General features: G+C 46.0%; 20 protein-coding genes and 1 pseudogene. 6 read left to right on the top strand and 15 right to left on the bottom strand.

Annotation, left to right across the window (positions count from 1 at the left end):
* Nucleotides 1-42 precede the first annotated feature (42 nt).
* Entirely contained in the window at nucleotides 43-669 is a 627-nt protein-coding gene (locus RID09_RS11460; RefSeq protein ID WP_446336103.1) for a Uma2 family endonuclease, read from the top strand.
* A gap of 313 nt (nucleotides 670-982) precedes the next feature.
* Here RID09_RS11460 and RID09_RS11455 read toward each other — a convergent pair whose 3' ends face one another.
* The 12 genes from RID09_RS11455 to RID09_RS11400 form a co-directional block, all read right to left on the bottom strand.
* On the bottom strand, nucleotides 983-1183 hold the full coding sequence (locus RID09_RS11455; RefSeq protein WP_446336071.1) for a hypothetical protein: 201 nt from the start codon (nucleotides 1181-1183) through the stop codon (nucleotides 983-985).
* 188 nt (nucleotides 1184-1371) lie between these two features.
* A complete protein-coding gene (locus RID09_RS11450) occupies nucleotides 1372-2496 on the bottom strand; it encodes a sensor histidine kinase KdpD (RefSeq protein ID WP_446336070.1) in 1125 nt (374 codons plus the stop codon).
* Between the two features lie 25 nt (nucleotides 2497-2521).
* The gene (locus tag RID09_RS11445) at nucleotides 2522-4552 is read right to left on the bottom strand and encodes a cation:proton antiporter domain-containing protein (RefSeq protein ID WP_446336069.1); all 2031 of its coding nucleotides are present in this window, start codon (nucleotides 4550-4552) and stop codon (nucleotides 2522-2524) included.
* 38 nt (nucleotides 4553-4590) lie between these two features.
* Nucleotides 4591-4935, bottom strand: coding sequence for a hypothetical protein (locus RID09_RS11440; RefSeq protein ID WP_446336068.1), 345 nt, complete (start codon nucleotides 4933-4935; stop codon nucleotides 4591-4593).
* A 4-nt stretch (nucleotides 4936-4939) separates the two neighbouring features.
* Nucleotides 4940-5602, bottom strand: coding sequence for a response regulator (locus tag RID09_RS11435; RefSeq protein WP_446336067.1), 663 nt, complete (start codon nucleotides 5600-5602; stop codon nucleotides 4940-4942).
* On the bottom strand, nucleotides 5595-5909 hold the full coding sequence (locus RID09_RS11430) for a CHASE3 domain-containing protein (RefSeq protein WP_446336066.1): 315 nt from the start codon (nucleotides 5907-5909) through the stop codon (nucleotides 5595-5597). The genes RID09_RS11435 and RID09_RS11430 overlap by 8 nt, the downstream gene beginning before the upstream one ends.
* Before the next feature lie 42 nt (nucleotides 5910-5951).
* Complete coding sequence (gene kdpC / locus RID09_RS11425) at nucleotides 5952-6530, bottom strand: K(+)-transporting ATPase subunit C (protein WP_446336065.1); 579 nt, start codon at nucleotides 6528-6530, stop codon at nucleotides 5952-5954.
* A gap of 76 nt (nucleotides 6531-6606) precedes the next feature.
* Entirely contained in the window at nucleotides 6607-6771 is a 165-nt protein-coding gene (locus RID09_RS11420; RefSeq protein WP_446336064.1) for a hypothetical protein, read from the bottom strand.
* Nucleotides 6772-6773: 2 nt separating this feature from the next.
* The gene (gene kdpF / locus RID09_RS11415) at nucleotides 6774-7043 is read right to left on the bottom strand and encodes a K(+)-transporting ATPase subunit F (RefSeq protein WP_446336063.1); all 270 of its coding nucleotides are present in this window, start codon (nucleotides 7041-7043) and stop codon (nucleotides 6774-6776) included.
* A gap of 27 nt (nucleotides 7044-7070) precedes the next feature.
* Nucleotides 7071-9176: a potassium-transporting ATPase subunit KdpB gene (gene kdpB / locus RID09_RS11410; protein ID WP_446336062.1), complete on the bottom strand. Its 2106-nt coding sequence runs from the start codon at nucleotides 9174-9176 to the stop codon at nucleotides 7071-7073.
* Nucleotides 9177-9229: 53 nt separating this feature from the next.
* A complete protein-coding gene (gene kdpA / locus RID09_RS11405; protein ID WP_446336061.1) occupies nucleotides 9230-10939 on the bottom strand; it encodes a potassium-transporting ATPase subunit KdpA in 1710 nt (569 codons plus the stop codon).
* Nucleotides 10940-11114: 175 nt separating this feature from the next.
* The gene (locus tag RID09_RS11400; RefSeq protein WP_446336060.1) at nucleotides 11115-11408 is read right to left on the bottom strand and encodes a hypothetical protein; all 294 of its coding nucleotides are present in this window, start codon (nucleotides 11406-11408) and stop codon (nucleotides 11115-11117) included.
* Between the two features lie 279 nt (nucleotides 11409-11687).
* On the opposite strand from RID09_RS11400, the gene RID09_RS11395 reads away from it, so the two are divergent.
* The 4 genes and pseudogenes from RID09_RS11395 to RID09_RS11380 form a co-directional block, all read left to right on the top strand.
* Nucleotides 11688-12791, top strand: a complete 1104-nt coding sequence (locus RID09_RS11395; protein ID WP_446336059.1) for a sensor histidine kinase — start codon at nucleotides 11688-11690, stop codon at nucleotides 12789-12791.
* Between the two features lie 304 nt (nucleotides 12792-13095).
* Nucleotides 13096-13749 (top strand): response regulator transcription factor, encoded by a 654-nt coding sequence (locus tag RID09_RS11390; protein WP_446336058.1) that lies wholly within the window; start codon nucleotides 13096-13098, stop codon nucleotides 13747-13749.
* A 67-nt stretch (nucleotides 13750-13816) separates the two neighbouring features.
* The gene (locus RID09_RS11385; RefSeq protein WP_446336057.1) at nucleotides 13817-14515 is read left to right on the top strand and encodes a Uma2 family endonuclease; all 699 of its coding nucleotides are present in this window, start codon (nucleotides 13817-13819) and stop codon (nucleotides 14513-14515) included.
* A 15-nt stretch (nucleotides 14516-14530) separates the two neighbouring features.
* Nucleotides 14531-14614 (top strand): annotated as a pseudogene (locus tag RID09_RS11380) (DNA-binding response regulator); the annotation flags it as partial.
* A 55-nt stretch (nucleotides 14615-14669) separates the two neighbouring features.
* On the opposite strand, the gene RID09_RS11375 reads toward RID09_RS11380, so the two are convergent.
* Nucleotides 14670-19376, bottom strand: a complete 4707-nt coding sequence (locus RID09_RS11375) for a glutamate synthase-related protein (protein WP_446336102.1) — start codon at nucleotides 19374-19376, stop codon at nucleotides 14670-14672.
* A 560-nt stretch (nucleotides 19377-19936) separates the two neighbouring features.
* On the opposite strand from RID09_RS11375, the gene RID09_RS11370 reads away from it, so the two are divergent.
* Entirely contained in the window at nucleotides 19937-20080 is a 144-nt protein-coding gene (locus RID09_RS11370; protein WP_446336056.1) for a hypothetical protein, read from the top strand.
* 235 nt (nucleotides 20081-20315) lie between these two features.
* Here the strand turns inward: RID09_RS11370 and RID09_RS11365 are convergent, their stop codons facing one another.
* Both RID09_RS11365 and RID09_RS11360 read right to left on the bottom strand, forming a co-directional pair.
* Nucleotides 20316-20942, bottom strand: coding sequence for a hypothetical protein (locus RID09_RS11365; RefSeq protein ID WP_446336055.1), 627 nt, complete (start codon nucleotides 20940-20942; stop codon nucleotides 20316-20318).
* Nucleotides 20943-20994: 52 nt separating this feature from the next.
* The gene (locus tag RID09_RS11360; protein ID WP_446336054.1) at nucleotides 20995-23634 is read right to left on the bottom strand and encodes a CHAT domain-containing protein; all 2640 of its coding nucleotides are present in this window, start codon (nucleotides 23632-23634) and stop codon (nucleotides 20995-20997) included.
* Between the last annotated feature and the right edge of the window lie 136 nt (nucleotides 23635-23770).

Here is a 23770-nt window from a genome sequence, read left to right as displayed (position 1 = left end):
ACGATGGCAGTACTTGCCTTAATAGAACCTGGGTTAGACGGGATGATTCAATCACCACTGAAACTAATATCCGTTGATGAATTCATCACTCGCTATGGCGACGACAATCGCTATGAACTTATTGATGGGGAATTAATCGAAATGGAACCCACTGGACCCCATGAACAAGTTGCCAGCTATGTTGGGCGCAAGCTGAACGTCGAGATTGATCGTCAAGATACCCCTTATTTTATTCCTCATCGCTGTCTGATCAAACTCTTAGGAACAGATACTGCATTTCGCCCCGATGTCATTGTCTTAGATCAAACCCGATTAATCCATGAACCATTGTGGCAACAAGAACCTGTCATCACTCTGGGAAGCACCATCAAGCTAGTCGCGGAAGTTGTTAGCACTAATTGGCAAAATGACTATGCTCGAAAACTTGAAGACTATGCCATTTTAGGAATTCCTGAGTATTGGATTGTAGACTACCTGGGAATTGGCGGTAGAGAGTATATCGGCAAACCCAAACAGCCAACCCTGACAATTTGTACCCTAGTCGAAGACGAGTATCAAAAGCAATTATTTCGGAGTGACGATTTGCTCGTCTCCTCCATCTTCCCTGAGTTACAACTCACCGCCCAACAAATCTTCAACAGCAGCACATCAGGGAATGTGAGTGCCTAAATCCGCTCTAAGGTTCCTTTGCCTGTCGCGTCAGAAGTGCTATTCTTCTAAGCCTTTGAACGTTTTTCCCTGCACCTACCCACAGAACGGAAGTGACTTTCTCTCTACAGTTCTCTATACAGGCGCACACATTTTCCCACTCTACAAGTATACCAGAAAAAAGGCGCGATCGCATCTCTTGTGGGATCATGTCAGTTCTGCACAAAATTCTTATAGGTTGGGTAGAGCGTAAGCGTTACCCAGCAGGCTAACGATGGCGACAAAGGTGACATGCTCTCATGCCCACCCTAGGATTCTATTCTACTTTGTTTGATTAGGCGACTGCCTCGTATGACTGGGATTGAGCCTCAACTTGTCGGAGAATCTCCATGGCTTCTGGTAGAGTCTCACAAGTATAATTCGCTTTAAACTGAAAGGGTCGAACCCGAGAGTCACTCAGCACAGCAGGTTCCCAGATACACAGTTTGATCGGCTTGTTGGGATTGTTCGTGGCACTAATGGAGTATTGAACCATGGCAGTGCTTTGTTCTACAAAAGGTCGATGGTATCGCAGTACAGATTAAGGAGATATTTTTCTCTCCATACTAAAATTATGAGCGAAAACGAGACTTGATTGTTCCCTCTGGCTGAGGATTTGCCAGGAAAAACAGCAAAGGACTGCTGAATAAGTGCAAGCGGTGGGGGTAGGGAACTCCAATTAGTCTAGGTGGCAATGAGGTGCAAGTCAACATCCTTGAGATACCGCAGCAACTGCTTCACAGGAGAACCTCGTAACGCTAACTGCCATCGGGATTTATGAGTTTGTCCCACCACGACTTGAGTAATGTGGTAGTTATGTGCTACTTTCGCGATCGCCTTGGGAATATTGGTGCTGGTGACGTGTAAAAATTCACCCCCAAATTCCTGACAAAAATGCTCACACATTTCTATATAGAGGCTTTCATCTTTGGTGAGAAACTGTTCAGGGTGAGCCACAAACAATCCATATAAACGCGCTCGCATGATAGTCGCTAACCGTGCCCCCCGTCGCAGCAGTTGAGCTGAATTAGGATAGGTTGACACACAAACTAACACCCGTTCGTGAACGCTGTAAAATTTGCCGGTGAGGGCAGACTTTTCAGCGGTGGCTTCTAGGTTGTCAGCCACTTCCCGCAGTGCCAATTCTCGCAAGGCGAGTAAGTTTCGGCGTTGGAAGAAATTCTGTAGAGATTGTTCTATTTTTTCAGGGGCGTAAATTTTCCCTTCGATTAATCGTTCTTCTAAGGTTTCTGGCGTGACATCAACGATAACCACTTCGTCAGCTTCATCCAAGAGGCGATCGGGTATTCGTTCTCGCACGACAACCCCGGTAATTTTGGCAACTAAATCGTTGAGACTTTCTAAATGTTGGATATTAACGGTAGAAAAAACATCAATCCCGGCATCTAAAATAACTTCAACATCTTGATAACGTTTTTCCCTAGGCAAACCCTTTATATTCGTATGAGCGAGTTCATCAACTAACACCAGTTGCGGTTGACGCGCCAGAATTGCATTGGTGTCCATTTCTTTGAGCGTTGTGTTTCCTCGACATATAGATAAACGGGGAACCATTTCTAGTCCCTCAGCGGCTTCTGCTGTCTCCTGACGTCCGTGAGTTTCTAATAACCCAATAACGACATCAATTCCTTCTTCTCTAAGTTGATGCGCTTCTTGTAACATTCGATAGGTTTTACCCACGCCCGGTGCCATACCGACATACAGACGGTGTTTTGCGCGACGGCGTGTAGGGGGTTCGGAAGATTCAGGGGAAGCGGATAAATGGGTGAGTTCGTCTTTACTAATCATCGCGGATCAAAAAGTAGAAGTTAACTTATAAAATAGTCTTCGGGAAATGAACCACAATCATCGAGGTATCGGGATGAGTTCGTGCGATCGCCTCGGGTTCCATTAGTTGCCCTGGCAAACTTAATAAACGAGTAGAATCCGTGTATGCCATTAAAATCAGCAAATCATCCCTTTGCAGCAGGCGCGAAACTTTTTTGACAAAATTTCCCCGCACTTGCATTAGTGGAGTATCGATACTTAACCCAACTGATTCTGGCTGTAGCTTGAACGGTTTCGAGTGAGTCGCAACTACCACAAGTTGGAGGGTTGCTTTGAGTTCTTTGGCTAAATTATCAGCGACTTCTACGGTTTGTTTAAATGTAGCCGATGACGTAGTTTGAGCGTCTGCGGCTAAAAGAACTCGTCGGGTATTTTCAATCGGTTGGGAAAACCGACTAATTAATACGGGGACAGGGGAGCGCTGGATTACATTATCGATAACACTGCCAAAAAAATTATCGCGTGTAGTTGAGTATCCTTTCCACCCACAAATAATCAGACTAGCATCACGTTCTGATGCTGTGCGGGTAATTCCTCTGTCAATTGCATCATCCACTCGACCAATTGACTCCACCTGAGTTACGGCGGCATGAGCGATGGCTTCTGCTGTGGCTAAGAGCTGGGTTTGTAGCATCTTGGCTTGGGGAGTTACAGGTTTATATTTATCGGAAATCACATGAAGTGGGAGTAATGTTCCTTGAGCAGTTTTTGCCAAGATTAATGCCAATTGCAGCAGGTTATCTTCAGTGTTGGGATTAGCAACCGGAACGAGAACGCGCTTCCCCAATCGCTGAGAACTTTCGGTTTCAACTGAGAGAGTTTGGACAGTTTCGACTTTCTTCCCCCAGCGCTCAGTGATCCAGGGTGAAGCAATACAAGTCACTAGGATCATGGCAATAATGCCATTAACGGTTAACTCATCAACCAGTTCGACATCATAGGCAACTGTAATAGCGGCTAGCGTGGAAGCGGCTTGAGCCATGGACAAACCAAACATGACCATGATGCTGGGAAATCGAAAGCCAAACCACTTCCCTGTTCCCCAAGCCGCCAGAAACTTACTGATGACTTCAACGACAACAATGACAGCAGCAATTAAAATAGATTTAGGTTGCTGGATTAACACCAAAGGGTTAATCAGCATTCCTACGGAAATCAGAAAAAATGGCACAAATAAGGTGTTACCAATAAACTGAATCCGATTCATCAAAGGACTCAGTTGGGGAATCAGTGGCGTCAGGGCAATTCCCGCTAAAAATGCACCAATAATGGGTTCAATTTCAATCAAACCTGCCAGATAAGAAATGACAAATAATGTCGCCAAAACAAAGATGAATTCTGCACCTTCGTCATGTCCAAACCGTCGAAAAAACCAGCGACCGATTTTAGGAACACCCCAGAGGGTGGCAAATGTATAAATGCAAAGCGCTGGAATCAGAAATAACCAAAAACTGAGGGTGAGTGTTCCGCTAGCTGCTTTGAGGACAACGGCTAATACTAATAATGCCAATACATTGGTAATTAAGGTTGCTCCTAGAGTCGCGGTTACAGCCTGAGTTCGCATAATTCCCAGCTTGTTCAACAGGGGTAATGCTAGGAGGGTATGAGACGCGAAGCAGGAGGCTACCAGTATTCCGGCTAAGACGCCATATCCCAACACCAACATGGCAAATGTCCCCAGTACCATCGGCACAGTAAAGGTAGTTAACCCGAAAATAACGGCTTTACTAGCATTGTCTTTAAGGTCATTTAGGCTGGTTTCCAACCCCGCCATGAACATCAAAAATAGCAACCCGACGGTTCCTAGTAGAACAATTGTACTGTCGCGTTCCAGCAGACCTAGAACATGGGGTCCAACCACCACACCAGCCAGGATTAACCCGACAATCCCAGGGAGTTGCAGCCGCTCAAATAGAAGCGGAGCGACTAACATAATCGCCAAAATGGTGAGGAAAACGGCTACGGGGTCAGTAATCGGTCCGGGTAAGACTTGAGCTAGATAAGTCAGTAGGAGCATTCTACTTAAGGATGTCTATTTTACAAGTAACCAATAATTTAGTTTTGGACGGGTTCTTTTTTAGGTTTAACCTGTGGAGAATAGCCGTGTTTATAAATAAACCATTGTTTTCGCACAGGTCGAGTGATTTGCCAAAACACCTTAGCAACAGGTTGTTCTATCCATTCCGGGATAAACACGCCAATTAAACCTCGACCATCATCTTCTTGAAATAGGACAAAAAGCCGCTCTAAAAAATAGAGAAATAGAAGACCTCCAAAAAAGTTAAACAGATAACTCCCGACGTATAATCCAAAGAGCCTGAGAAATAGAAACCGCAGCGGAATCCAAATTAGAACTCTGACTAGAAAGGAGGTGGTCAAAAATAGAATCAACTTCCGCATGGCGTTAACTCAACGGAGGACGGCTTTTGGGGGATTGTGTGGCTCGTTTGAGGTTCGCTTGTGCCGGTTTGTAGGTGGGATCAAGGTCTAGAGCAACTCGGTAATTTTTTAACGCTTCCAATAACTCGCCTTCAATTTCCTGTAATTCACCCAACATATTAAAGGCATCGGGTAGAGATGGATCTAAACCAATGGCTTGTTTAACATGGACAATTGCTTTGTTGAATTGCCGTTTACGCCGCCATTTTTTGGCAATATTTATTTCCTTTTTATAGCTAGATGATTCATTGGTTTTAGAGGATTCAATCTCTAAAACCTGGAAAACAAGATCACGCAGTTCTTTAGGAGTAAACGGCTTTTGCAAAAAATCGACAGCGCCTAGCTTCATCGCTTCAACAGCATCTTCAATCGTGCCATGTGCGGAAATAATGATAACTTTAATATCTGGATGTATCTCGATAGCACGTCGCAGCACTTCTAATCCATTCATTCCTGGCATTTTTAGGTCTAACAGAATCAGATCATATTCTTGAGATTGTAACTGTAATAGAGCATCCTCTCCATTGTCTGCTGTTCCTACCTGATACCCTAATGGGTCTAATGACTGAGCAATGGTTAGTCGAATGTTTTTTTCATCATCCACAATTAAAATGTTGGCATTATTCATCGTTTTTGTTTCCTTTGTTGGCGTGATATAAGGAGTAATTAATTCCATATTTAACGTGAATTGTTTTGCAGATAAAGTGATTGTCGTGGCTAGAAAATTCAGGAAAATTAAATGTGGAGCTGCTTAAAAATGGGTAATGTAAATGTAAACTTACTTCCTTTGCCAGAATGCTACGGTAGTTTTCCCTAAGAATGGCTTCACTCGTTTTACCTAGACGGCGAAGATTAACCACACCCCAGCCACAAACGAGAACAACTAATAGTAAGGTAGCACCATAACCCGCTAGAATTTTTGTTCGCAGTTTCATGACCTATACTGTAGGAATATATATTCCCTTGAGGTTTATCGATTACAGCGCATCGAGTGCCAAATTCAGCCTTAAAACATTCACTCCGGGTTCACCAAAGATGCCGAGAAATCGACTGTCTGTATATTGACGAATGAGAGTCTCGACTTGATTGGTTTCTAGGGAACGTGCCTGGGAAACCCGCTCAATTTGTCTTCTGGCTGCCTCAATGCTAATATGCGGATCTAAACCCGAACCAGAGGCATAAACTAAATCAGCCGTTGACTCAATTCCTGCTTCCTGAAGTTGATCAATGGTTTCCTGAACTCGTATGATTAATTCTGGATTACTGGGTGCTAAATTACTCGCACCCGAAATACCAGTTGGTGCCGCATCTTCCCCTTCAGAGTAGTTTACGGTACTGGGACGACTCCAGAAATATTGTTCAGAGGAGAAAGATTGACCAATCAACGCTGAACCGATGACTTGTCCTTGGTTATTGGTAATCAAACTGCCATTGGCTTGATAGGGAAAAAATACTTGACCGATAAAAATCATCAAAAAGGGATAAATTAGGGCGGTCAAAATCCACAAAACTAACGTGGCACGAATTCCTGTAATCGTTTCTCGAATGACAGACATGGTTTTGAATGATGAATGGGTAGTGCTGGTAGGGTAGGTTAAGGGAGCAAGATGCTCCCCCTATTTCTGAGGCAAATTAACGGAATTGACAGATTTTATTCGGCTGGTTCGGTTCAGATGTCTTTGATTGTTTTTTCTGGTGTTTCTTCTGATACCGTTCTAACCATACATGCCGCCACTGACGCTTGATTCGCCAATTGGCTATTCTACTCCGAATTTCTTCAACAAGTTCTTTCCACATGATTAAAATCGCTCCGGTTGAAAAATAACTACAAATAAGTACACGGATAGTCCCAGAGTGACAATGCCCAAAATGCCGATCGCATAAGCCGCTTGGCGGGTAATTTCATTCCCTGTCGTGGCATAGACGGCTGGCGCGATCGCGAGATTTAAGCACATTAGTAGAAAGAGTTGAATCGGTAAGCGATTGCCTTGCCACTGTTCTTGGACTAACTCAATCAGTTCACTCACGTCTCTAGGTACAATTTCGTTTAAATCCTTCCCTGGTTTCATCTGTTATCTCCTTTTTAAATAGTGGTGCTACGCCAATCCAACAGCCGCTATTAACCAATCAATCCCTTTAATTCCGATAAACGGTGCAACAATTCCCCCTAACCCGTAAATCAATATATTTCGTCGCAATAATTGATTGGCACTTAAGGGTCTAAACTTCACACCTTTTAATGCCAAAGGAATTAAAGCAGGAATAATCAAGGCATTGTAAATCAGCGCCGCTAATATGGCAGATTGAGCGCTGGCTAACCCCATAATATTGAGATTGCCAATACCAACAGCCGCAAACATGGCGGGTATAATCGCAAAATATTTAGCGATATCATTTGCCAAAGAAAAGGTAGTTAACGCCCCCCGCGTAATCAGCAACTGTTTGCCAATAGTGACCAAATCAATTAACTTAGTCGGATCAGAATCTAAATCCACCATATTCGCCGCTTCCTTTGCCGCTTGCGTGCCAGAATTCATGGCTAATCCCACATTTGCCTGTGCCAAGGCTGGGGCGTCATTCGTCCCATCCCCCGTCATCGCCACCAATTTACCCGCCGCTTGTTCCTGTTGAATCACGGCGATTTTATCTTCCGGTGTCGCTTCGGCAATAAAGTCATCCACTCCGGCTTCTTGGGCAATCACCGAGGCGGTAATTCGGTTATCCCCAGTCAGCATCACACTCTTAACCCCCATGCGTCGCAACTGGTCAAAGCGATCGCGCATTCCCGGTTTGATGATATCTTTGAGGTAAATTACGCCATAAATATCCTCACCACAGGCAACCGCCAAGGGAGTACCTCCTAAGCGAGAAACCCGTTCGTAAGCTTCATCTAAGTCAGATGCAAATTGACCGCCTCGAGACCGCACAAATCCCTTAATCGCATCCACGGCGCCTTTGCGTACCTCGTCCCCATTGGGGAGATTTGTGCCACTCATACGAGTTTTCGCCGTAAACTCTACCCCTTCCGCCGCGTTGCGGTCAAAGGTGATGGCTGAACCAATATGATGTGCCAGTTTCACAATCGACTTGCCTTCCGGCGTCTGATCAAAGATACTGGCAGCTAATGCGACATCGGCAACCTCGACAACGCAGTGACCATTTACGGGAATGAACTCCTCAGCCAAGCGGTTCCCCAGGGTAATCGTGCCAGTTTTATCCAGAACCAAAGTATTCACATCACCACAGGCTTCCACTGCCCGTCCCGAGGTGGCTACTACGTTAAACTGGGCAACTCTATCCATCCCGGCGATACCAATCGCGCTGAGTAATCCGCCAATTGTTGTCGGAATTAGCGCCACCAATAGGGCAATTAAGGTAACCACGCCCACTGGTGAACCCACATAATTAGCAATTGAGGGAATTGTAACGACTACAATTAAAAACACCTGGGTAAGAACCGCCAACAACACCGTTAAAGCAATCTCATTCGGCGTCTTGCTGCGTTCTGCCCCTTCCACCAAAGCAATCATCCTATCCAGGAATCCTTGACCGGGCTCTGCCGTTACCCGGATAATCAGTTCATCAGATAGAATCCGGGTTCCCCCTGTCACAGAACTTGCCACATCTGAACCGGGTTCCTTGAGAACCGGGGCTGATTCCCCAGTAATAGCGGATTCATCAACCGAAGCCACCCCTTCAATCACTTCCCCATCGGCGGGAATGATGTCACCGGCAATCACTTTAATGGTTTCACCTTTATGCAATTCGGTGGAACTCACCTCTACCACCGTATTATCAGGCAAAAGTTTCCGGGCGACGGTATCGGATTGAGTGGAACGCAAGGAATCTGCCTGTGCCTTACCCCGCCCTTCTGCCACGGCTTCGGCAAAATTGGCAAATAGAAGAGTGAGTAAGAGAATGATGGCAACCAGACTATTAAATAAGCGCTGATTGTCTCCAGGAACCGGACCAAATAAACTCGGATATAGCGCCAGCAAAATGGTGATAATTGTACCCACCCAAACCACAAACATGACTGGGTTTTTCATCATCACGCGGGGGTTCAGCTTGACGAAGGCATCCCCTAACGCGCGTTTGTAGAGTCCTTTTGTATTCACTCGCTGTTGTCGTTTATTTTGCTGTCGGTTTTCACGACGGCGAGGTTGTTTTTGGGGTGTTTCCAGAGGTTGTTTCGTTTTCATACCGTAACAATGGATAATGAATGGGTTTAGTCAGGGCGATGAAAGGCTGAATATTAACCGCCAGCGGCAATTTGAAAGGCTTCGGCAATCGGTCCAAGGGCAAGTACGGGGAAGAAGGTGAGGGCGCCAAGGATGAGAATCACGCCAGCCGTTACACCGGTAAACAATCCCGTATCTGTCCGCAGCGTACCTGTTGTTTCGGGTACAGGCTGTTTACGGTACATACTGTCGGCTAACAGCAATAGGGCAATAATGGGAATGTAGCGTCCTGCCAAGAGGCTAATGCTGGCTGTCAAATTCCACCACAACGTACCATCAGCTAATCCTTCAAATCCTGACCCGTTATTGGCGGCGGCAGAGGCATATTCGTAAATAACTTGGGAGATGCCGTGAAAGCCGGGATTCGTAATTCCGGCTAGGGTTTCTACCTCTGGCAAACCCACCGTATCAGCGAAGGAAATACTAATCGCACCAGGAATCAAAATCATAATCGGGTGGACTAGCAAAATCACACTCGCCAGAATAATTTCCCGCTTTTCAATCTTGCGTCCAAAGAGTTCGGGGGTTCGCCCCACCATCAATCCGGTGAGAAATACCGTCAAGATTAAGAAGGTAAACAGATAGGCAGTTCCCGTTCCTTGACCCCCCCAAACAATTTGTAGGAACATATTGAATAAGGTGGTAAAACCTCCGGGTGGCATCAATGAATCATGCATTCCGTTCACTGCACCACACATCGTTCCTGTGGTAGACACTGCCCAAAGTGCTGTTAATGCCCAATCAAAGCGCACTTCTTTTCCTTCTAAGTTTGTTGTCAGTTCGCCTAAACGATTGTTGACTAAGGGATTGCCTTGATACTCACCCATGGCAGCAACGACAATCAGGACGGTATAGATCAAAAAGACCATGCCAAAGAGTAACCAGCCTTGCTTTTTGTTATTAGTAAAGATGCCGTAGGTGTAAATGAGTGCGGCGGGAATAACCAACATGATAATCGTTTCAATCAGGTTAGACGCACCGTTGGGATTTTCAAAGGGATGGGCTGAGTTGATGCCAAAAAATCCTCCCCCGTTTTCGCCCAGTTCTTTAATAATTTCAAAGTGAGCAACTGGACCTCTGGCAATGTATTGGGTGGCACCTTCTAAGGTGGTGGCAACCGCAGATCCAGCTAAGGTTTCTGGGATACCGAGGATGAGTAAGACTAATCCCCCAACTAGAGAAATCGGCAGTAAAATTCGGGTGATTGATCGGGTTAAATCGACATAGAAGTTCCCTAATGATCTACCTGTTAACCCTCGGATAAATGCGATTCCTACTGCCAAACCTGTCGCGGCTGAGGTAAACATTAAATACCCCAGCGCTAGCATTTGAGAGGCATAACTGAATGTGGTTTCGCCAGAGTAATGCTGCTGATTGGTGTTGGTGACAAAGGAAATCGCCGTGTGTAGGGCTAAATCCCAACTCGGTGCATCTAATTCTGTGGGATTCAGAGGTAGAATACCCTGAAGCATGAAGATTAAATACACCAGGACAAACATGGCGAGGTTGCTGTACAGCACGCCTTTGGCATACTGCCAACCGCTCATATCTCGTTGCGGGCGGATTCCAATTAGCTTATAAATGACTCGTTCAATCGGTGTCAGGATTGGGTCGAGAATGGTTCTCTCACTCAAGAACACTCTCGCCATATAGGTGCCAAAAAAGGGAACAATTGCCACTAATATTGCTAAGATTATGGCAATTTGAAAAAAGCCTTGTAACATAAATCAGTAGGTGGGGAGAATAAAGTTTAACGGCGGTGATCGTTATACTCGCTTCCGAAAAGAAGCAAGCTACGTTATTTATCGGGTGCATGTCATGGAAAGCACGTCATGTTCACGGTAATGGTGGCGTTGGGTTTCGTTCTAAAGACCCAACCTACTTGCGTTAACATGCTCCCTATTTATCATTTGTCCTTTGTAAGGGACGAATCCAGTCCGACGGGAATAGGGCATCACTGTTGTCATTTAGGACTTCGTAAATAGAGGCGATCGCGTCGGACAAAGCGATCAACAGAAAGTCCTGTCCGTAATTCATTGCTGCTTCAATTGTGGAGGCAATTCCATGGGTGAGTCTCACCGTATTCAGGAGTAGGCATTCTTTGGGTATCGGCAGAACCGAAAAATTCATACCGAATTGGCGGCTATACCATTGAATTTGATGGTGAATCAGGTGGATTGACAATGTAAACATGGTTTTGCATCGATAGCTGTTCTGGGAACGGTGAGCGAGTTTTCAATAATTTAATTATTAACGCTGAGAAGAAAATGCACATCATCCATCGAGTATAAATTTATTTGTTTTTTCAATAATGGCTTAAATTTATCGGATTATATGCGGATTTATATTTAATGAATATCTGGGTCTAATTAAAGATATATACTTGGAGATATAGTTGATATCTGAACACTAAGTTTAGGCTAGATTAGGAGTAATCGATAGGCTTGGATAAAATAAACAAAGCGAATTATAATGTTGCGCCGATTACTGGCTCTAAAACCGAAATTTTTCCCTCAAAACCAGTACCACAAAACCTGTTGGCTGATAGCTGGGACGTTTGCTGTGGTGATTGCCTTGGAGTATGCCACACCCTCAGACTACGTGTTTGGCTATCTGTACACCGGACCAATTTTGCTGGCGAACCCCCGCTTAAATCGTTCAGCAACCCTGCAAGTCACGCTGATAGCCTCTGTGCTAACGCTTTTAAATCTGGTGGTTCCCACTTTAGAATTAACCAATCCAGCAACAGTCGCCAATCGATTCATTGCGGTGATGGCATTAGTCGCGACAGGTTGGTTAAGCGATCGCAACCGCCGCTATGAAGAAGCGATCGCGCGACACAAAGCCCAGTTGCAAGCCCAAACCCAACTCGCCAGTATTCGCGAAGATTTTGTGTCTACTCTCACCCATGACCTGAAAACCCCCCTCTTGGGAGCGATTGAAACGATAAAATTGTTTGAGGGTGGTCAATTTGGCACGATAACGCCACCTCAAGAAAAAGTGCTGAGGATGATGAATCGGTCTCATCATGCTTCATTACAACTCATCCAGACGTTGCTGGATGTTTATCGTAATGATGCCGAGGGGCTAAAACTCCAACGCCAACCTGTAAATTTAGTCGCGTTAGCAGAGGAAGTGATTGCCACCTTCACCGATTTAGCCGCCAGCCGTCGGGTACATATCCTCTTGAATCATAGTGAATCGGACTTTCGCCGTTCTTTATGGGTGAATGGGGATGCTTTACAATTGCAGCGAGTGTTTGCCAATTTACTCGTTAATGCCATCAACCATTCCCCCCGTGGCGGCAAAGTCGAAGTGAGACTGGCATCCTTGGGAGAGTATCAAGTTGTCAGGATGCTTGACAGCGGACAAGGCATTACAGAGGAAGAATTACCTCACCTATTCGAGCGATTTTATCAAGGACACACCAATCGCCAAGCCACAGGTTCGGGACTAGGACTATACCTGACGAGGCAGATTATTGAAGCCCATGGCGGTACAATTTGGGCAGAGAACCGAAAACCAAAAGGAGCGCTGTTTGGGTTTCAACTGCCTGCTTATGTTAAAGACGAATGATGAATAATACCAAATCAGGGTTAGCTACCCCCGTTATAACCCAGTCCGCGCAGGCGGACTTTGTTTGTATAGCAGCGATTTCAATCGCCTCTTACAGGGAGCAATAAAGGCGGATTTGGTATGACATAAACAAATGACAATTCACAAATTGACAATGGATAATGAACAATGGATAATGACCTCTCCTTAAAAGAAGAGGATTGAAATTAATGAAAATCTTTTTAAATTTCTTCGTAAACGAAGAGGTCTTAGACCCAATGAATCAATTGTCAATTATCAATTATTAATTATCCATTGATAACGAATGCGAATTCTACTCGTAGAAGATGATGAACTGTTCCGCTTAGGACTATCGACGCGATTGCAGCAAGAACCCGGATTAGAAATTGTCGCAGAGGCGGTAGATGGCGAGACGGCGGTGGAATTAACCAATCAGTATCTACCCGATGCTGTACTGTTGGATGTGGGACTACCAGGAATTGGTGGTGTGGAAGCTTGCCGTCAAATTAAGCAGCAACATCCAGAATTACCGATTTTAGTTTTAACCTCTCATTCCCAGAAACCTCTAATTGAGCGGCTAATTGCAGCGGGGGCTTCTGGATACTGTCTCAAAGGCATTGAAGCAGAAGTATTAATCTTAGCACTGCGTTCTGTGGCGGTGGGGGCGTCGTGGTGGGACAAAACCAGTACCAGTGAAATTCGCGCCGCTGTGGGAGAACAAACTCCGGAGGTTGCCCAATCTACTGATGAATCGTCCGCCAATCCTCTGACTCAGCGGGAACAGGAAATTCTGGCGCTGATTGCGGCGGGTAAGAGTAATCAAGAAATTGGGGAACTCCTACATATTGCCACAGGGACAGTCAGGGTTCATGTTCATGCCATTTTACAAAAATTGGACGTGCGCGATCGCACCCAAGCTGCTGTTCTGGCAATTCAAAAAGGATTAGTGAAAACGTAACTGTCTAAAATAAAGCGATCGCTTCTCAACTAGCAGCCTTAGACAGTCTTGAATGGAGAGTAGGGTTATGGTTTTTCGACTAGAGGATCAGACAAAAGAAGATGTCATTTACCCGGAAAGTGATGGTCAACCGATGGCAGACAATACCAAGCAATTTCGCTGGATTACGATCATCTACTACAATTTAGAGTGGCTCTTCGCTGATGATGCCAATGTGTTTGTTGCGGGGGATTTGTTATGGTATCCCGTTCAAGGAAATAATAAAATTCGTCAAGCCCCTGATTTGATGATTGTCTTTGGTGTTACCAAGGGCGATAGAGGTTCCTACCAGCAGTGGAATGAGGGGAATATCGCGCCGCAGGTAGTGTTTGAAATTCTCTCTCCTGGTAATACCTTAACGGAAATGAATAAGAAGCAGGTCTTTTACGATCGCTATGGTGTTGAGGAATACTATCTGTATGATCCGGATAAAAATGATTTGAGTGGTTGGTTGCGTTCTGAGTCTCGTTTGGATGTAATTGACGAGATGAATAATTGGGTGAGTCCCCGACTGGGTATTCGCTTTGATTTGTCTGGGGAACAGTTGCAGCTTTATCGTCCTGATGGGAACCCATTTGCCAGTTATGTGGAGATTCAACGACGCCTAGAAAAGGCTCAACAACGAGTCCAAGACGCTGAACAACGGGCAGAAGCTGAACGACAACGGGCAGAAAGGTTGGCACAGCGGTTGAGAGAGTTGGGTATTGACCCGGAGCAAGTGGATTGAAGATTTGTGATTTTTCATGCCATTTTACAAAAATTAGACGTGCGCGATCGCACCCAAGCCGCTGTTCTGGCGATTCAAAAAGGATTGGTGAAAACTTGACGGTTCTAGCATTCGGGAACTGTAGAGACGTTGCATGCAACGTCTCTACGAGGTTTTATTGAACTGGACTTAACTCCCGTTGTGCCACCGCATCGGGATTGGCTTCTGGGGTATCTTCCTCCGAGGGTGGCACCACTTGCCAGAATTTCGGTAAGAAGTCCGACCAATTTTCCAGAATTGTCTTGGCTTTAGCACTTCCGGTGCGGTCAACATGGGCTTGAATCAGGGCTTTTAGCTGCTGTTCCCCAGCCGATGTGGTTACCCGTTGCATCTTCACAATTTCGGGGTTGACTTTTGCGGGGAATTGACCATTTTCATCCAAGAAGTAGGCTAACCCTCCAGTCATCCCCGCACCGACATTGCGCCCGACACGACCTAAAACCACAATCACACCACCTGTCATGTATTCACAGCAGTGATCGCCAGCGCCTTCTATCACGGCTTGACCTTTAGAATTGCGGACGCCGAATCGTTCACCCGCCCAGCCATTGGCAAATAAAGTACCGCCTGTGGCACCGTAGAGGCAGGTATTACCGACAATCACGTTTTCTGCTGGGTCGTATGTCACCTCCCTCGGAGGCGTGATAATAATTTCACCCCCATGCATCCCTTTACCCACATAATCATTGGCTTCCCCAACTAGGCGTAGGGTGATTCCAGGTAAATTAAAGGCACCAAAGCTTTGTCCGGCTGCGCCCTTGAAGTTGAGGGTAATTTGCCCTTCAAAGCCATTATTGCCGTATTTTTTCGCGATCGCGCCCGCTAGACGTGTCCCGACACTGCGATCAGTATTCAATACCGCTACGTCTTTGGTGATTGTACCTTGGTTGGCGATGCAGGCTTGAATCTCTGGATTAGCCAATAGCTGATCATCGAGAACCGATCCATTACTATGAACCTGCTCATGGTTGAGGAAGGAACGATCTGTGCGCGTATCGGGTAAATCAGTTAAGCATTTCACCGATACGGTGGACGTCTTAGTTAACGCCACATCCTCTCGTTGCTGCAATAAATCCGCCCGACCGATTACCTCGTCTAACTTACGATACCCTAACCGTGCCAGGAGCGATCGCACTTCTTCGGCAACAAAGTAGAAAAAGTTGACCACATGATCTGGTATCCCGATAAACCGCTTCCGCAAATGATCCTGCTGTGTCGCCACCCCAACCGGACAGTTATTCGTGTGACAAATTCGCGCCATGATACAGCCTTCAGCAATCATCGCCACAGAACCAAAGCCATATTCTTCCGCGCCCATTAACGCCGCCATGACTACATCCCAGCCGGTTTTGAAGCCGCCATCTGCCCGTAAAATCACGCGATCGCGCAATTGATTCCTCATCAGCGCTCGATGTACCTCAGTGACACCCAATTCCCAAGGAACACCCGCATGTTTAATCGAACTTAAGGGAGATGCGCCGGTTCCACCATCATGACCAGAAATTTGGATCACATCAGCATTTGCCTTAGCCACACCCGCTGCGATCGTACCAATGCCAATTTCTGCTACCAATTTTACCGACACCTTCGCCTCTGGATTAATTTGATGCAGGTCAAAAATCAGTTGGGCGAGGTCTTCAATCGAATAGATATCGTGGTGGGGGGGTGGTGAAATCAGCGGTACACCAGCTTTAGAGCGCCGCAGCATAGCAATATAAGGACTCACCTTTTTCCCCGGTAACTGTCCCCCTTCTCCGGGTTTCGCACCCTGAGCCATTTTAATTTCCAATTGTTTGCCACTCATCAGGTACTCTGGCGTTACACCAAAGCGCCCTGAGGCTACCTGTTTGGTCGCAGAACTCGCTGTATCCCCATTTCGCAGCCCTTTAAGATGAGGCAATGTGGGCGAATTTCCTTGATCATCCACATCATCCAGGATTTTAAACCGAACGGGGTCTTCCCCACCTTCACCGGAATTTGACTTCCCGCCAATCCGATTCATGGCAATTGCCAAGGTTTCATGTGCTTCCCGCGACAGGGAACCCAAGGACATCGCACCGGTACAGAAGCGCTGGACAATCTCAGCGACAGGTTCTACCTCCTCGATCGGGATAGGGGCGCGATCGCTCCTGAAGTCTAACAAATCCCGTAACGCCGTGACTGGGCGCTCTTTGAGGTATTTTTTATAGACCTCATAGTGGTCATAGGCTGTCTGTTCGTTGTCGGTTTTGCCGTTTGAGTTTTTGACCGACGAACCTTGACCCTTAAAAGACGCCACGGCTTTATGCAGCGCCTTTGCCATCTCCGGGCTATTCATGTGATATTCCCCACCGGGACGATACTGGATAAAGCCAAAATTTTCCAGTTTCTTACCCGTCAAATCGGGGAACGCCCGTTGATGGAAAGCCATCACTTCCTGTGCCAATTCTGCCAAATTCAAACCACCCAAGCGGGAGGTTGTACCGCGAAAGGCTAAATCTAATACCTCTGCACCAATTCCTAGGGCTTCAAAAATCTGCGCCCCTTGGTAAGACGACAGTAAAGAAATCCCCATTTTAGAGAGGATTTTCAATAAACCCGCTTCCACCGCCTTACGGTAATTTTTCTGTGCCTCTTCAATCGTCAGCGGCTCAATTTTACCCCGATCCATCAGTTTCTGCGTCTTGGGATTAGACCACCACTGACGCACGGATTCCAATGCCAAATAGGGATGAATTGCTGAAGCCCCATAACCAATTAAACAAGCAAAATGATGAGTACTCCAACATTGTGCCGTTTCCACAATTAGGGATGCTTTCATCCGCAACCCTTCGCGAATCAGATGATGGTGAACCGCCCCGACTGCTAATAACGGGGGAATATAACTGGTTGTTTCACCCACACCCCCGCCAATTTTATCGCTCAAAATCAGGACTTTTGAGCCAGATTTCACAGCTTGATCGGCTTGGTCACACAATTGGTCAATGGCATTTTTTAGCCCATCCGGACCTGCGCTAATTTCAAATAAAGTTGAGAGTTCTGTGGTGGCAAATCCAGAGGTTTTTACCGCATTTAACTCCACTTCATTCAGCACAGGGGTTTTCAGTTTCAGCAGTTGGGCATACTCTGGTTTGGCATCTAGCAGATTACCCCGTTGACCCAGTTCTATACTCAAGGACATAACCAGGCTTTCCCGCAAGGGGTCAATCGGTGGATTGGTTACCTGGGCAAAGCGCTGTTTAAAATAGTCATAAAGCAAACGTGGCTTATCGGAGAGAATGGCTAAGGGAGTATCATCCCCCATACAAAACGTGGCTTCTTTCCCTTGAGTGGTCATCGGTTCCAGGATCATATCCAAATCCTCAGCCGTATAACCAAAGGCGGTTTGCTGCTGTAGTAACGTCTGGGCGTCTAGTTGGGGATTATCCGTAAAAGGTTGAGAGGATAAAACCTGACGATGCTGTTTTAGCCAGTCTCCGTAGGGTAAGCGTTGGGCAACTCGCTGTTTGATCTCCCAGTTTTTGAGAATTTCGTGGTTGGCTAAATCCACAGCAATCATCTGTCCAGGTCCTAGTCTACCCTTTTCCACGATTTCCGCTTCGGGTAAGTCTACGACTCCAGCTTCTGAGGCGACGACGACATAACCATTCCGAGTAATACTATAACGGGCAGGTCGCAGTCCATTCCGGTCTAGGGTTGCACCCACCACTTGACCATCACTAAAGACTAACAGCGCCGGACCATCCCAAGGTTCTTGAATGCCACTGTAATATTCGTAAAAATCAACAATTTCTGGATGATCCTGCAAATCCGGTTGATTTTTGTACGCTTCGGGAACCATGATCATCAAGGCTTCCAAAGGAGAGCGACGCGATCGCACGAGTAACTCAAAGATATTATCTAGAGTAGCTGAGTCACTATTATCCGGATCAACGGTGGGCTTGAGATCTTCGATTTCATTCCCCCATACCGGATGCGATAAATCCGCCTCCCTTGCCTTCATCCAGTTAATATTACCCAGCAGGGTATTAATTTCCCCATTATGTCCCAATAACCGCATCGGTTGCGCTAGGGGCCATTTGGGTAGAGTATTGGTACTAAAACGGCGATGATAAACAGCAAAGGGGCTTTGAAATTCAGGATGTTTTAAGTCCAGATAAAATTCACCCAGTACCGCCGAACGCACCATGCCTTTATAGACAATTGTGCGACTCGATAGGGAGCAAATATATAAATCATCGGACCAATGGAGGGTGCCATCCGCTTCTAAAGCATTGCCGATGCGACGGCGTGTCTTATAAAGGAGACGTTCCCGATCATCCCCAGGCTGATTGGGGCAGCTAACAATAATTTGCTCAATGTGTGGTTGATTGTCTAGGGCTTGGGGTCCAACAACCGACTCGTTTAGGGGAACGACACGCCAACCCAATACAGTAAAACCGTTTTGTTTAAAGACTCCGGCAACAATTTCCCGCACTTTAGTCGCCAATGTCCCATCTTGGGGTAAAAATACCATACCCACCGCCAACTGATCGGTTGGTGGCATGGTGATTCCTTCTTCCTCAAACCAAGACGTAAACAAGCCCCAAGGAATAGCCGTCATTAAGCCAGCGCCGTCACCCGAATCTCGGTCAGCGCTACAGCCGCCGCGATGTTCTAAACAGGTTAAAGCAGAAAGTGCCTGTTCAATCAGTTCATGGCTAGCGACACCTGCGACTGAGGCGATAAAGCCAACGCCGCAAGCATCCCGTTCTTCAACTAACCATCGTTGTCCTGGATAGGCTACATCGTCTCGATTCCAAGATTGATGCTGTTGATTTAGGTTGATGCTCCTGTTTGTCATAATATAGTTCCTGGTGTTATTGGTCATTCGTTATTGGTCATTCGTCATTAGAGGTAAGGTTGGCAAGGGGTATAAATCTTGAAACCCTTGTCTTATCGTTAGTTGTTCTCGCCCACCTTACGGTAACTAGACATTGATTACCAGTGCGGCAAAATCTCAGTTCTATCCAAGTCGGCTACGTCATCGCCAGTTCCATTGAAAAACTGAAAAATACAGAAATAATTGACGTTAATTCGCTCTCTAGTGATCATTGTGTGAGTCATCTCGTGTCCAGTTGGCGTGGTTGTCCTAATATTTTTATATATACGGTTGGCAGACGGAGTAGCATCAGCCACTAAACTGCAGACCCAGAAGGGTCAGCAACTTTGGTTCTAAAATGAAGCTCTTTCGATGGGGAGACTAATCTTATCGAAAATACTTGGCTATGGCAATCCCCAATGGCATGATTTAGGATATTAGCCAAGTGATCCAAATGGCTTAAAACAACAACCATCTAGATGGGTGGGGAACATCGGTATGACGTAAACCTTAGTCTAGCGTATTGCTTCCCATCCTAGCAGTTGAGACGTGCAGTTGAGGCGTGGTTGGTAATTCCGGTGGCGTTGTGGCGGTTATTGGGATTTGAGGAAGGGGATAGGCTGATTGCTCGTGAGCAGGGAGGCGGTTGGTACTGGAAAAGCCGGAGACGATTAAGCAACAATTGAAGGCACGGTTCGCACAGGTGTCCAAAAATCGCCGTTTAGTCGATGAGTTGATCGCTGAACGTTGCGAAGCCGCGAAAAAGGAAGCTACAGAATGACAGTCGTTTTGGATGCTTCGACGTTGCTGGCTTATCTGAAGGTTAACCGAGTCGGTGATATCAAGTGTAAACTGGGCAGAAGTCGTGCAGAAGTCGATCGCGCGCGGCAGGAGTCGATGTCGATGGCATGGTGGATGAGTTCACAGCTCATCTCTATGGGATAGATGTTGAGCCAAGGGAGTCGATAATATTCCTAATATTTGATTAACTTCTTTAATAAAGTAATCGTTTAAATCAATAAAAGCTGTTTGATTAACCAACTTGATAAACTTCCAAATCATTCCTGTGGTAACAGCGCCATAGATAACATCAATTGGAATTTCCTTTTGTTGATTGAAGCGCTGGGCAGCCACCATTTCAGCAATGCATTGTCCTAAACCACTTTTAATATTTTCGTTCTTAGCTTCTACAAGGGTAACGACTGGGGCATATATTTCATACATTTCTGGGGAAGCGGTGAGAATATAATCACAGTATCCATTGAGTCCAACAGTTTGGTCTACGTTGAAATCTGTGCCAGAAAAGAAGCCGACTTGAAAGTTAAAGTGTCGCCGGACTTCTAATAAAACGGGGGCAATAATTAATTCAGAACGTGCTTTTTCTGTGTTAATAGCATTAGCAAGAGGTAAAAATTCATGCAGCGTGGTTTTGAGGTAGTCGCTGGGTTCAAGAGGAGCAATGTCAGGAAAAAGGCGGCTGGTTTCGTTTATAGTTAGGTTAAATGTTGTTCTGACTTTGCTGAGGGTAGTAAAATCGCTGTACGCCATATTTATAAGGTTAAGATAGCTTTGTCTCGTTTCAATGTAGCCATCGCCTGTTTTACCAAGGACTTCCTACTAACGTAAATGCACTCCAATAATAAGGATGAGTTAGTTCTTTATCTGGTAATTCAGCCAACTGGGGCGGTAAAGGAATGGTACGATTCGGCGTAATCAGTTGACCCTTTTCAAGTCGCACTTCACCCCGAATCATCGCTAACTGTGTTTGTCGTAATGCTTCAGCTTTAATCGGCACTTGTTTTAATTGGGAATAAAAAGTTGTCATTAATCCCAATGTGGCTTCATCACTCACGTACCAGAGACTTCCCAAGGCAGATTTAACCCCAGCTTGTACCGCTAATCCGGTAAATCCTAACTCCGCCTCTTCATCTCCTAAAGCGGTGCGACAGGCGCTTAATACCATTAGTTCCACTGGGGGGTTATTTAATCCCAGTTCTCGGATTTGGTCAAGGGCTAACTTGGTCTGCCAAAACTGAATATAAGAGTTTTCAGGTTTCCCTGATTTAAATTCACCATGGGTGGCTAGATGCAGAATGCCAAAGGGGGTTTGATTCCGAGCGGCTTTCAGTTGTTGGAGCGTAAAGGTGGAATTGAGAAACGATTGACCCTGCCAGAGTTTCTCAGTAATTGTTGCTAACTCTACCGGAACGGCAGGTAAGGGATTTTGATCGGTAAATTCAGATGCCCCCATCGCCAATACTGCCAGATTCTTTACATCCACATAGCGCGTATCGGTTAAGGAGATACTGGGCATTAAATTAACATTGTATTTCTCCAAGAGAAATTGCTCCCCATCATGCAGTACTGCCATGGGTAGGGAACGTAAGCCACTATCGACGAGAAGGGAAATGGTATCAATTTGGTGGGTATTTAACTCCGCTTCAATGGGAGCAACTAACCATTGATAAAGCTGTTGTGCGGCGGGGAGGTAAGGGCGAGGAATGCGAATATCGGTGACAGCACGGCGTTCAACAATGACATTACTCGCACCACCGGAATTACCATCAATTATCAAATCCCCATTCCTGGTATCAATAGATAACTCATCGGATGTCAGCGTTACTTCAGTTAACCCAGGTATAAAGCGAATCTGATCATCTCCATCAACAGCATTAGCATCCAGAAGCGCTTGTCGCAGTGAACCTATCCCAGCATCATTCCCATTCGTAGTTGTAAATACCTGTAACGTATCCCCATAATTTGCCAACACATTCCCCTCAAACGGTGCAGTCGCCTCAATCTCCCCCACACTCCGTTCTAACTGCCAATCTCCCCCGAACCCAGTCAGATTCGTAGAACCCGCCACATCTACCCCCGTGTAACGTGCCAGGGTATTCAGCAAAGCGTCACCACTACTCCCCAATGCCACAAAACAGGCATAGAGTAAAATATCTGCCCCTACATTCAATCCCTGATTCCACGTCGCAATTTGAGGTTGATATTGACCGATCGTGTTACTATCTACAAAAGCATTCCCTAACCAGAAATTCCCCTCACTCCCTTCGGAAACAATATGCAGCGCATCGACTAAACTCAGTCCAGGTGTGGTTAGGGTTTGAGTAATCGTCTCAATCCCATTTTCATTCGGCGTAACCACCACCGTCGTCGTTCCCGCCTCACCCCCGAAGAGTAAATTACTGTAGTCAGGGACAGTTGCATCTAGGAAAATGTAGCTGTTAGCATCCGTTGGATTAGCGGCAAACCGAGTAACAGTAGGGGCGCTGTATTCCCCGTTATTCGTGCGAATAAGGGTTTCGGGGTTGCCAATGGGGTTAACCTGATTCGCCGCCGCCAGATGGACTTGATTGCCTTCAACCTGACCCGCAATTGTCACATTACCCGCCGTATCTAGGGGATGATTGGTATCTGTTAACCTGAGTTCATCGTTGGCATCAACACTGATTCCTGTGTCGTCTTGAAGATTGGAACCCGTGAGTAACCTCGCTAAGTCTGTCGCCTGAATACCACTCTCCAAATCAGCCGGACTAATTTCTAAGCCCAACACCATCCCCGCTTGATTAATCCTCACCGTTCTATTTTCGGGTACAGCCGTAACCGTAATTGTCCCGTTGGCGGTGCTGAGGGTTCCGGTATTAATGACACTACTCCCGATTAAAGCCAAGTTTCCTTGGTTAAAGTCAAGTTCAGCCGCATTGACAATACTGCCATTATTACCCGTAAAAACAAATGTATTCGGCGCACCAACCAGATTTTGATAGTTAACATTGCCTGTCGCCGGAAAGAAGCCACTCTCAAAACCAATAGCATCAGCAGTGGTAACCGTTAAACTGCCAGGAATGTTAAAACTTGCCCCTTGAGTAAACACAATCCCGGCGGGGTTCATCAGCAGTAGGTTACTATTGCCCCCGGTGACTTGGAGTAACCCTTGGATAATCGAAGGGTTTCCCCCAGTAACTCGCCCGAAAATGGTTTGGATAGTCGGATTGGAGAGAAAGTTGGCAATTTCGTTAGGCGAAAGTCCGAGTTCCCCAAAGGAGTGGAATACCTTAGAGTCAACTTGTGTACCCCCCGTAATCGTGTAGGTATTACCCTCCTGTTGAATCATTGTACCCGTGCCATCAGCGGCTGGCGTGATAGATTGGGCAAGGGTTTGGGGCGCAAGGGTAGTTAGTCCCAGCAGGGGGAGAAGGGCAATAGCGATGTTGCGGCAATCTACCATGATGTTTGGGGGACTTTTATTAGGAGGGGAATTCCTATTATTCTCTCATGATAGTAGGACATTCGGCATTTTTATGGGTGCGATCGCGCAACTCGCTTCCAATTTTACCCAAAAAACTGTTCATAGTTATCATGAC

The organism is Coleofasciculus sp. G1-WW12-02 (genome assembly GCF_040219735.1).
Classification (GTDB): domain Bacteria; phylum Cyanobacteriota; class Cyanobacteriia; order Cyanobacteriales; family Coleofasciculaceae; genus Coleofasciculus.
This window is presented reverse-complemented; position numbering and strand designations above follow the sequence as displayed.